Origin of the sequence: Ruminococcus sp. YRD2003 (genome assembly GCA_900109435.1) — a bacterium.
Classification (GTDB): domain Bacteria; phylum Bacillota; class Clostridia; order Oscillospirales; family Ruminococcaceae; genus Ruminococcus; species Ruminococcus flavefaciens_G.
The window spans coordinates 86,658-99,468 of record FNZT01000012.1 but is presented as its reverse complement, the minus strand read 5'-3'; the positions used below and the strand labels follow the sequence as shown (position 1 = coordinate 99,468).

The 12,811-nt window shown below is 42.7% G+C and carries 5 protein-coding genes; all 5 read left to right on the top strand.

What is annotated here, in order from left to right; all coding sequences use genetic code 11:
• Positions 1-286: 286 nt before the first annotated feature.
• The 5 genes from BMX22_RS11375 to BMX22_RS11355 all read left to right on the top strand — a co-directional run bounded on the left by BMX22_RS11375 (position 287) and on the right by BMX22_RS11355 (position 12,797).
• Positions 287-3,904, top strand: coding sequence for a hypothetical protein (locus tag BMX22_RS11375; protein WP_074742559.1), 3,618 nt, complete (start codon positions 287-289; stop codon positions 3,902-3,904).
• The gene (locus BMX22_RS11370; protein WP_177173023.1) at positions 3,901-9,165 is read left to right on the top strand and encodes a DEAD/DEAH box helicase; all 5,265 of its coding nucleotides are present in this window, start codon (positions 3,901-3,903) and stop codon (positions 9,163-9,165) included. Before BMX22_RS11375 ends, BMX22_RS11370 begins: the two co-directional genes overlap by 4 nt.
• Position 9,166: 1 nt before the next feature.
• Positions 9,167-11,044, top strand: a complete 1,878-nt coding sequence (locus tag BMX22_RS11365) for a nuclease-related domain-containing DEAD/DEAH box helicase (RefSeq protein ID WP_074742557.1) — start codon at positions 9,167-9,169, stop codon at positions 11,042-11,044.
• Between the two features lie 188 nt (positions 11,045-11,232).
• Complete coding sequence (locus BMX22_RS11360; RefSeq protein ID WP_074742556.1) at positions 11,233-11,691, top strand: hypothetical protein; 459 nt, start codon at positions 11,233-11,235, stop codon at positions 11,689-11,691.
• 14 nt (positions 11,692-11,705) lie between these two features.
• On the top strand, positions 11,706-12,797 hold the full coding sequence (locus BMX22_RS11355; RefSeq protein ID WP_074742555.1) for an SPASM domain-containing protein: 1,092 nt from the start codon (positions 11,706-11,708) through the stop codon (positions 12,795-12,797).
• Positions 12,798-12,811: the final 14 nt, after the last annotated feature.

The following is a 12,811-nucleotide window of genomic DNA, read 5'->3' as shown; positions in this document are numbered from 1 at the left end:
AATAATCGCATATCCAGTTGAGGTCTATCCCCAAAAATATATAATCATTATACATCAACAACAAAAGATTTTCAAGCATTGACCAGTTATTTAGCAATACGCACTATAAGCAAAGACTAATCTTGTTGATTCTCCCCAAACCCAAAGCAACTCCCTTGCCTCTCAATTTACAATTGGTATATTTAACCGTCGATATACAATGTGCAAATATTATCTCGAAAGTTGACACTTTTTGTATAACATGATATAATAATGTAAATGATTCTACGTCAGGAAGTGACTTGTTTTGAAACGTCCAATCAAGGGAAATCAGCCATTGAGCCTTACTGAAACTAACATTATTGACGAACTTACAGGCAAAGAACTCTGGGGTGATATCGACATAACACCCGAGGAATATGATAATTTAAGAGCAAGTATCCAAAAGGTACTTAATGATGACAGATTTGACATGAATTATATTTGCAGCCAATATCCATGCTCATTGACAACATTTATGATCTTCCTTGTAAGATATAAATTCGACACCAATTTCTGGGGAATAATGGAGACTGAGCTAAATATAAAAATTAGCCTTCCTGCCGAAAACCTCATCGGGAAATGTGCCAAAAAAGCTTTTGATAAATATGGCTTTGATTACAGCGATGTAAAAAATGAAAGGCGCGTCAATCTCGAGCCCATCCTTTACGAAGCCGGCTGTCCTCCTGAAAGCAGTTTGGATGACCTTTTCTACGTGCTCAAATATGATACATATTCTGTATTTGACCCTCAGCTTATAATCGACGACCTGATAGAAATGCGTTCCTATCAGATAAGAAAGCCTATGCTTCGGTTTCTTAGACGTTTCCGCGATAAAAGAGCGATAGAATATGTTCTTGACGTTCACGATGCAATGCTTGCTGTCGATCAGAATATGAGCAGCGAATCGCACTTCATAGGTAACTATACCGAATGGAAAGCTAAAGAAAAAACAAAAGAGGCTTCTGTAAACAGAAAAAACAAGGAATTCCAGACCAAGCCATACCTATTTTTTGAAAATGGCAAGCGAGGACTTTGTCTGGTTCTTCCGCGAACAATAATGAAAACTGAGTGGATAGATGACGTTGAATGGCAGATCGTTACCGATAATTCTGAAACTCTCAGTAAACGAATGACAGTATTCGGCGACGAAGGAAAAAGATTTGTGGAGTCTATGATAATTCCTGTAAGTCCTTCAAAAAGATATAAGGTGACTTTATATGAACGTGAAGATGATGTTCCTCCAAACTCCATAATTGATTGGGAAATAAATGGCATCGCAGAAGACAGACCCGTTTTCTTCAACTCAAACGGACGTATGATACTCACGGATAATCTTCCTGTTCCGTATTCGATAATTATTCATCATTCGTCTGTCAGGATCACAGAAAAAAAGGACGTTTCCGTAGATTTCCAATCCTACCCCACCAATCGCGAGAACTATTTCGTCATTTCCGCAGAGCCCTCAGATAATACCTCATATTTGTGCTTTTCGGCTGGCACGACTGTACGCTGTTTTCGTACAAAACCTCAAATCGAAATGAGATTTTCCGGAACAACATTATTCTTTCCAGACAATAAAAATGATAGCAGACTATTTACAAAACTCCCGACTCTGACGATCAATATTGATGCCGATACCTATACTAAAGGATATGAATTGCGGCTCGGCAGTAAAAGTATTGATATCGGAGATGAATTTAACAACGGCGTTTACAGTATTTCGCTTGAAGAATACGGACAGGATATATTCTCCCGATACGGAGTTTACAGCATAAGGCTGTATCAGAATGACCGTTTCCTTAAACAAGTTGAATTCAGCTATGTCCCTGATATAAAAACTGACTACGACCCCGAAATAAAGTGGCATGATCGAAAGGACAGGAAAAAGCGCAAAAGATTTTGGTTTGAGCGGCTTAACGATTGGGAAATGGAATTTCAGAACTGTATCGTCAGCAGTGACAGGGACAGATATATTGTCGAATGTCCGCCGAACATCGGCACAATAAGCTGTACACTAAAAAACGAATTCTATAATTGCAGTTTTGAACTGCCTGTTGCACCTTTAGCCATCGACGTCCTCGATCAACATGGCTTATCACAGCTTGAATCAAATGGAAAAACGCCACATATCGGCTTGAATGCCCTGAATGAAATGACATATTGGGTGCGGCTTGAAACCTATGGAGCTTTTTCAGATTGTCAGTATAAACTGAAACTCAGAACAGCCAATGGCATCGAACAGGTGGAGAAATTCCCGTTATCTGTAAATAAATGCGGAAATTTCAGTCTGACAGCGTTCTATGATACTTTAAAAAGCTGTCCGCTCCCAGCTCAGATAGAGCTTTGTTGCGGTGATGAAGAAGATAAATACATACCCGTAATGGTGGTTTCGGATGAGTCTGAGATGTTAGCACGCCCATATTATATGAAAAACGGTATCATAGTTTTGGATGTTAATGACGAAAACAAGAACTTGTTAATAAAGCGTTTCGGCACGCAGGAATTCTTGCTGAAACTTAAATATGAAAAATCAAAGGTCAGCAAAAACGGAAAGAAACGCGGATACAAGTGTCCCAAGGAACTTGAAGACGGAATTTATGTTGTCGAGGGAGAAAGCCGAAATATAGACTTTTTTGCTGACGACGATACGGGTATAGAGCTTTCAAACGGCAAAAATGTAATGTATGTCAGCCTGCGCGGAAAGGATACTCCAATCATAACATTTTCAGATTGGCTCGACCAGCTCATCAAAGATGTCATTAACGCAGGGATAAGCGGAGATATCAATCATAGCGATAGCTTTAGAAAATGCGATCATGTCTCCGAACTTGATACGTTAGAGCTCGGCAGGTGCGACTATGAGCGGCTCGTAGCATTGGCTTATTTTGCACAAGCTAAATGTACAGACGCAAAGAAGCAGTCCATTCGTAAGTGCATGAATGCTGTTTGTGTAAACATACTGAATGGAAGCCGACGCCTTAAACTCATAAGGGTGCTTTCAGAGCTTGACTGTCCAAATGAGATATTTGAAATATGCCTGCGCGAATATGGATTGCTGCTGTTTGAACGAGGCTCTGACGATTCAAAGGAGCTTGCTGAAAAACTGGAAAATCAGTCAGCAGAGCTGTCTCTTTTGCTGCTTATGGGTGTGGACGCGCCTGTTTCTGATACTGTACGAAGAGAGCGCTACAGGGAACTGATAGGCAAAGAGGCTCTGCTCAACATCCTGTCGGTTCCGAATGAGGAGGATATATCCATAATATCTTCTGAACAGCGAAAATTCCTTAAAGAAGAAAGCCCATGCAGAGTAAGGATAGCACTTACAAAAGAAATATCGGGTAATATGCAGCCATTGACGGAAATGGTCATAGCAACGCATAATTCCGTTATCTTTGATATTTCCAAGAAGCCCGACTACGGTATTTATTTTGACGGTATCAGATACGTTGACCAATACGTTGAGTGGTATCGATCAAGTCATGATGAAAAATGTGATATGCTCGCATGGAAGAAATCTCTCATGATAGCTATGGTCAAAGAGGAATGCGAGAATATAATCAAAGCCTTCGGAGAGCTTGAAAAGGACAGTGAGCTTGGAGATATAGTCAAACGATTCAAGGCGGCTCTGCGCGAAAGATATAAAGACGACCCACTGTCCGTCTTAAACATCAATAAATACCCACGATATTTTTACTTGCAGGGGCTGGCAGCGTTTCTGACTGTTATCCCTGGTGAATACAAAAGATATGCCAAAGCTGCGAGAACAGGCGAAAGATTCATGGCTAATGCTTTCAGAGTTGCTCCAAAGATATCCCAAAGGGATCTGGTAATGGCAGCCACTTTTGTATATTTGGTTAGAAAAGAGGAAAAGCTATGTCAATGAATCCACGTCAAACGACGGAAAAAATAAGGACTGACTATCAGAATTATATTGCTTCTATCCTGAGCGTTAAAGACCCTGTTATAACCAAACTGGCACATGAGGCGGTAAGAAATACAGAGTTTGTAAAGGGCCCTTTCCTTGAGACTACCCTGCCGTTTGTCGAAGGCAAAAGCTTAAAAGCTCTCGCTGATGAAGGTTTGATAAGCAGAGAGTTTTCAGTAATGGGAAAAAGTGTACACTATGAAGACTGGAAGCTTCGTATACATCAGGAAAATGCACTCAGACACATTATCACCAAACAGCGGAACATGGTCGTTTCAACAGGCACAGGCTCTGGAAAAACAGAATGCTATCTGTATCCGATAATCAATTCCCTGATGCGTGAAAAAGAAGAAGGCACACTTGACGCGGGTGTACGAGCACTTTTAATATTTCCAATGAACGCTCTTGCAAACGACCAGCAGAAAAAGCTTAGGAAGCTGCTGAGAGATTATCCTGATATCACATTTGGAAGATACACGGGTGAAACTGCACACGCGATAAAAACAAATAAAAACGGCAAGGAGGAATCTCCCGAGGAAGCAGAAACGCGCCTGCACAAGGAGTACGACGAAGCGCATATTTCAGACATTGACGAGGCGCAGAGGAAATCTATACCTAATGAACTAATGTGCAGAGAAATGATGGCAGCAAAGCCTCCCCATATCCTGCTTACCAACTATGCAATGCTCGAATATATGTTGCTGCGTCCAGATACTGCACCGTTTTTTGACAATTCATCAGCTAAGAACTGGCAGTTTATCGTAATTGACGAAGCGCACACATATAAGGGAGCAAACGGCACTGAGATTGCTTATCTTCTTAGGCGCGTGAAAGAACGTATCAGACACAATATGCACAAGCCGTTCAGATGTATTGCAACATCTGCGACGCTCGGCAGCAACGACGGAAAAAAAGGGCTCGCGCTTTTTGCGCAAAATCTGTTCGACGAACCGTTTTCCGAGGACGATATAATAACTACAAAGCGTATCAAGCGTACTGTGCCGAAAGATGCAAAGCTCTTTTCGCCGAATGATTATACGGCATTGAAAAAACGCGTCAGCGAAATGAACGAGGTTCAAAAAGGCGCATTTTTATACAATGTTCTCTCATCAGATCTAAGGCTTTTCAGGGTGTATTCTGCTCTTGAAAGCAAGCCCAAAAAGCTCGAGGACGTCGCTGGGAACGTTTTTGATGATATCCCATCTGAGAGAGAACGGGAGAACGCTCTGATAGACCTCATCGAGCTTGCAGCAGCAGCAAAAAAGAGCGAGTTTGAATATGCGCTTCTCCCTGCAAGATACCACCTTTTCGTTAAATCGCTTGAAGGAATGTTCGCACGATTTTATCCTAAAAAGGAAGTCTACCTCGACCGTAAAGAACAAGTACGTAACGATGATCAGGTATGCTCCGTTTTTGAGCTCGCTGACTGTCAGAAATGCCAGCAGGAGTATCTCGTAGGCAAAGTAGTAACACGAGAATATGGCGATTATTTTGTTCAGACAAGCAACGCAGAAAAGCCCGAGTATCTCTTTATATCCAATGACAGTACTATCGATTTCAATGGATTTGATGAGGATGACTCCTTTGAAGAAAAAGATAAATTGAAGGAACTGGAAAAATACCACCTATGCCTCTGCTGCGGAAGACTTACTCCCTTTGCTGAAAAGCATATACTCGACTGCTGTGAGAATAATGATCCTGAGAAGATCGTTTTAGTCTATAATCTGAAGTATTCGGGAAAGGACAGCGAATCTAATTGCTGCCCATGCTGCGGAGCTACAAAAAAAGGATTGATAAAACGCTTCCTTACAGCAAATCAGCCTGCAACATTTACGATTGCAAAGAGCCTGTACGACGCGATACCTCCGCGACCGCTCACAAATGATACTAAAAACGCAGTTTTTGACGACCCTTTCGAGGACGACCCTTTTGCCGATGATGGAGCAAGCACTCCCGCTGTACAGCTTGATGACGAAACAGGCAGAAAGCTGCTCATATTTTCGGATAACAGACAGGAAGCCGCCTTTTTTGCAGGATTCTTTGAGAAAAAGTATCATCTCGTAATGTGGAGAAAGGTCATACTTCAATGTCTCCGTGAAGCTGATGAAAAAAAGATAAGCTTTAAGGACCTTATCAGCAGAGTAACTAACAAGGCAGATAAAACAGGTTTATACAGCTTCGATATCGAACGTCAGGCAAATATGACTTATTACCAGAAGCGTGAACAGGCTGCACTCTATATCATGCAGGAATACCTGAATCCGGATATTGATACAGGAATAGAAGGTCTCGGATATATCAGCATAGAACCTGAACCGATTACGTTTAAACCGAATATTGTGAAAGCAGGACTAAGCGGTAATGACCTGTGGAATTTGATCCGATTCATGATGGATACGCTCCGACAGAAGGGCGCTTCCAGCTATCCAGATACCCTCAGAGCAACAAATGACTTTTTCGCCCCAAGGAATCATAGCGGTTGTTTTAGAGAAAGCCATTCGCTCATTACCTCAGATGCATACATATACGGATTTATACCCAAAGATAACTCAAACAATAAGAGACTATCTTTCATGCTAAAGCTTTTAGAGGATCAGCCGCTGACCGAAGATGAGAAAAAAAGACAGGCAATAAAGGAACTGAAAGAAATATATGAGTTGATGCTTCTAATGACAAGGAAAGGGTATCTCATCGAGCTCAACGATAAGATTAACGGCAGAATGTACCAGCTTAATCACGAAAAATGGTATTTCCGATATATCGAACCGCACGATAAGCTCTACCGATGCACCAAGTGCCGTAAAGTTTACAGCTATTCAATAAAGGGCAAATGTCAGATGATGAAGTGTAACGGTACTCTTGAAGAGGTCGAGGCAAGCATCATACAGAACGCACCATATTACAGCGATCTTTTTGCAGACGACAAATTCATTCCTATGGTAGCGCGAGAGCATACAGCTCAGCTTTCAGCTGAAACTGCAAGCCAATATCAGCGTGATTTTGAGGCTGGAAAAATCAATGTTCTGAGCTGCTCTACAACTTTTGAAATGGGTGTAGATGTCGGAGAGCTTGAGGCTACATTCCAGAGGAATGTACCTCCTGAAACAGCAAACTATATCCAAAGAGCAGGACGCGCAGGAAGGCGAACATCGTCGGCTGCTTTTTCAGTTACTTTTTCAAGAAGAACGAGTCATGATATGACGTTCTATCATGACCCTGTACAGATCATTGCAGGCAGAATAAAGCCCCCTGTACTGGAAACAAACAACGAGAAGATAGCCGAACGCCACATGAATTCAATCATAGTAGCATGGTTCTTTAAGAGATACCCCGATTATTTCACAAAAAACACAAAGCGTATCATTTCTTGTAATGAAGAGAAAAATATGGCGGATGAACTCAAAGCTGCCCTGTCTGATAAACCTCAAGAGCTGCTTGAAAGTATCCACAATGCTATCCCTGCTGATGTGTGCAGAACGCTCGGAGTTGACGACTGGAAGTTTATTGATAATATTTCAGGCGACGACGGCTCGCTTACAAAGGCTATTTCCGAACGCAAAGCGAATATCGAGGAACTCAAGAGATTCTCTGATGATGCTGATAAATATGGAGCAATAGCTGCTGATAAGCTCATCGAGACACTTGAAGAAGAACGCTCTATCAATTTCCTTAGCTCAAAGGGCGTATTGCCTAAATATGGCTTTCCAATTGACACTGTATCGCTCGATATTATAGGAGGCACTGAAGAAGAAGCAAGAAAAATAGACCTTTCGCGTGATCTCAAAATAGCTATAAGCGAATTTGCTCCTCCTGCAAAAATCGTCGCCAACGGCAAGATATGGGAGAGCTATGCGATAAACACTGTCCCTGACAAAGGCTGGCCTACATATGTGTATCATGAGTGTCCAAACTGCAAGAGGATATCTCCGCCTGACAGAAATATGATATATGTCACAGCAGATATTGATGAATCTTCAAAAAGGATATGCAGATACTGCGATACAGTTATGAATCCAAAGAAATTCATCATTCCGCTTTTTGGCTTTTCAACACAGATCGAATACAAGCCCAAGCCCGTCGGCGAAACTAAGCCTGCACGCTATTATGCAACACAGACTCAGTTCTGGGGGATAGACGACCTAACTGAGAAGCAGAAGGCAGAAGCAATGGAAAAGGATATGAGCTTCAAGGGGAAGGCTGCGCATATAACTTATTCACCAGGGGGAAAGCTCTTTGTACTCAATCAGGGAATGAACGGCAGAGGATTACGAGTTTGCCCGACCTGCGGATACACCATTGACCCTACTACTCCGCTAAAGGGAAATGAACACATCACAAAGTACAAAAAGAAATGCAAGTCCAAAAACCTGATAAATGTTTCTCTCGGACACGAATTTTCGACCGATATAATCAAGATAGCCCTCCCCTCTCATGAGGTCTCTCTCGCAGGAACGCAGGACAAGAACCAGGATATGTCCGTGCTTTATGCTATACTTGAAGGTGCAAGCAAAGCCCTTGATATAAGCCGCGACGATATCAGTGGGTGCGTGACCGAATCTCGAGAGCTCGTGCTGTTTGACGATACCTCAGGCGGCTCAGGATTTGTGAAATACATATACAATAATTTTGACGCTGTTCTCCGCGAAGCCTTGAATAAGGTATCAGGTATGTGCGGCTGTACTGAGGAGACCTCCTGCTATGGCTGTTTGCGAAATTACTCAAACCAACATTTTCACGATATGATATCAAGAGGCCTGGCAAAGGAATATATTAGCTGGCTGCTATATGCAGAGACAGATAATGTGAAAAATGCTGAAGAAAAGGGTATTTCTGCTAAAACATCAGAAGTACCTGAAGAGATAGGAATAAAAACCTTTTCATACGAACCTGAGGACACTTCAGCAAATCCTGATACCCTCACTCAGCTTGAAGCGCTTCGCGACGATACAGATGACGAATCCATAAAGCGTGGGCTTGAAAAACTTATAGCTGCCGCCGCAGACGGAAACTTTGAAAATCCCATAACAGATTCAAAGCTGCCAACAAGCGAAAAGGATATATGGCCTGAACTATTCTGGGGAAGATCAAGAGTCGCACTATTCACGCCCGGAACCGAAAATCAATATAAGATCTTAAAAAAATACAACTGGTATTGTTACATGATAGGCGAAAATATCAATGCAGAGCTTGTAATGAGCCATATCAGAAAGGAAGAATAATATGTCTGCACATATGATACCTCCTGTACCAAAGGATTTTGACATAAAGAGCGATGAGGGTGTTGTTTTCAACGCCCTCAGCAAGCTGCCCGATGACTACTACGTATTTCATAGTGTTGTGATAAATGAAGTAGTAAATCGGAAAATGATTGAACGCGAGATCGATTTCGTCGTCGCCAATCAGAGAAAAGGCGTGCTTTGTATTGAAGCAAAAAACGGAGATAATATCCATTATACCGACAGAACTTGGTATTATTCCTCTAACAAGAAAATGAAGCACGGCGGTCCCTATGAACAGGCTGCAACTGCGAAACGGGCTCTTCGCAGCAAAATGAGGTATCATAAGAATCCAGAGGTCGCAAATATCAGTTTCAGATGCAAAATGTTTCATGCAGCATGGTTTTTTGGAATGTCTCAGAGTTCATTTGAAGAAAAAAACAGACAGAACGGCTTGCCCGAAGGCGTATCTACAGACATTACCCTTTTCTGCGAGGACCTTGCCGATCCGACCAAGAAGATTGAAAGTATTTTTTCAATTACCATACCCCATCCGCTCGACGAGGACGACGCTATAAAAAACGATATTACCAGCGACGAATTTCGGATGCTTCTGGATTCTGTATTCTGTCCCGAATTCCACCTTATTCCCTCTCCTGCCGCTAAAAACCTTATGATAGAGGAGCATATGAATCAGCTTCTCTACGAGCAGTACAGGCTTCTTGATTTTCTCGAAGACCAGCCGACTGCCGTAATAAATGGCGCGGCAGGAACAGGAAAGACCATGATAGCAGTCGAAAAAGCTCGCCGAAACAGCATAGATGATGAATCGGTGCTTTTCCTTTGTTATAATCGCCTGCTATGCGATAATCTGAACGCGCTCCACAAAAACAATCCCTCAAAGGCTTACCGCAATCAATTCAAAAATGTGGATTTCATGACGATATCTCGGCTTGCAAAGGAAAAAGTCGGCAACTTCAAGGACTTTGACGGACTGCTTGAGTGGCTCCTTGATTGTGTCGATAGCACCGATAAATTCAAATATAAACACGTTATCATTGACGAAGGGCAGGACTTTGGGCTTATCGACAAACAAGACGAGTCAGACGAGGCAACCGACGCGGAATCAAACTGCACTATCATTGATACGCTACAGGAGCTTGTGCTTGAAAAAAACGGCACTTTCTACCTGTTTTATGACAAATACCAGATGATACAGGGCGGAAGCAAAGCGAAGTACAAGCTTCCCGACTGTATAAATAACAGTGACTGCCGCTTGACCTTGCATTATAACTGCCGTAATACAAAGGAGATCGCACAAACATCTGTAACTCCGCTGAAGGATAATAAAAACAGAGCAATAAAGCCTAAAACAGCTTGTACCTGGTATGAGCCCGCAAAACCTGTTATGCACCTTGTTGGCGGAGAAAAGAAAGCGGTAAAAGCTCTGAACAACGTGCTTGACAAGTATAAAACAGCAATGCTGGACAATGTTATTATACTTACCCCAGGAACTATTGAGTATTCATGCATTGCCGATAAAGTCTCTCCAGGCAGCGGAAAAGATAACGGCTACTATCTCTATGAACATAATGGCACGTATTACAGATTTACTACCTGTATCAGATACAAAGGGCTTGAAGCTGACGCTATTGTTATGATAGACCTCGACAAAGAATCGTTTACAGGCTTCAAGGGCTTGGAATTCTATGTCGGATCATCAAGGGCAAAACAGTATTTAGACCTTGTGGCTATAATTCAGCCAAATGAATATGCGCAAATAGTGAGCGAGCTCGACCCGAATGCTCCGCAAAAAAAAGATACTGAAAAAATGAAAAAGATTCTTAGCTCGGTTTTCTCAGCAGATGTTGAGACCGAATAAAGGACGCATAAACGATTTTTTAAACTAAAGGCTGTAAACTTATGAAAATAAGAACAGATTTTGTCACAAACTCTTCAAGCTCCAGTTTTATCTCTTACAAGCTAAATATCGAACCTTTAATAAGTTTATTGGATAACAATCCGGACATCATAGACATCTTCTCAAATAAAAACGGCATTTAGCCAACAGTGAATGTTGAAGTTAATTCTCAAAATGATAACCACTATGATCTCGGCTTCTATTCAGACGGCTATACTCTTAAAGCCTCCGCTGACGAAAAAACTATAACCCTCGCATTTGACAACGACGGCGGGTCAGGCACACCTTCACTTCCTCAGATAATGGCAGAGGCTCTAATAAGTGACCTTGATGAATTTTATGATAAGAACGATGTATACATAAGCGATGTCGAGGAATATGAGGAGTTCGGACGTTGGAATATCGTTAACGGAAAAACCAGCAAAAAGAAAAACACTCCGTTCGACGAATACAAGGTCAAGGGCTGCTACAGCAGCAATATGGATATCATAAAGCTCATTCACGAGCTGTATATGAACACGGATATTTTTGACAATATGCTCATTGAGGAGGAATATTCCCACGGTGGCGGAGAGGATTATGTTGATCCAGACAAACTACAAAAATAATTTCGGGAGAAAATATGAGATACGCAGTACACGATAAAAAATACAATTATAAATACGTTTTTGACACAAAAACAGGCTTTTATATGCGAACCGGCATACTTGACAAAAATGGCAATGACACGAGTGTTGACCCTTTTATGTCGTCGTTTCCACACCTGATAGACGTCGGCATCATGGGACACTGCATCCACGGCGAGAGCGGTCTATGCAAGGCTGCCGGAGTGCAGTGCTATCAAAGCGGCTACTCAGTGAAAAAGCCTGACATGGCAGTCGAAGACTTCGAAAGCATCGCCAAGCAGTGCCGCCATATAACGAATCAGTTCGCACTCGGCGGTCGCGGTGACCCGAACCAGCATAAGGAGTTTGAGCGCATTTTGCAGATATGCCGCGAAAACGACCTCGTGCCCAATTATACAACGTCGGGATTTGGAATGACGGACGAGCAGGTCAGTCTGACCAAGCAATACTGCGGTGCTGTCGCGGTAAGCTGGTACCGAAGCAAATATACGGATGACGCAATAAAGCGCTTTTTGGACGCAGGGTGCAGAACAAATATCCACTATGTCCTGTCGAAAAATTCAATCGGTGAGGCAGTAGAAAGGCTGTCGGGCAAAGGGTTTGCTGAGGGTATAAATGCGGTCATATTCCTCATGCACAAGCCTGTCGGACAGGGCGAGCGTGAGAATATGATAGCTCCCGACGAGCCGCTGCTGCAAGAATTCTGCCGCCTCGTCAATGAAAAGGAGCAGCCGTTCAAAATCGGATTTGATTCGTGCAGTGTGCCGATGATAGTCAATTTCTGTCCGAATATAGCCAAAATCACGCTCGACACCTGCGAGGGCGCACGCTATTCCTGCTATATCTCAAGCGAGATGATTATGTCACCGTGCAGCTTTGACCGCGATGAAAAATACGGCGTATCGCTGAGGGGCAGGTCTATCCGCGAAGTGTGGGACAGTTCGCAGTTTGAGGCTTTCCGCGACAGCCTGAGGAGGTCGTGTCCCTACTGCCCCGATCGTGAATTCTGCATGGGCGGATGTCCGCTTGTACCGGATGTGGCGATATGTCCGAGTGTAAACCGCAAACAAATTTATGCTGATGCCTAACAAATCTAACACTG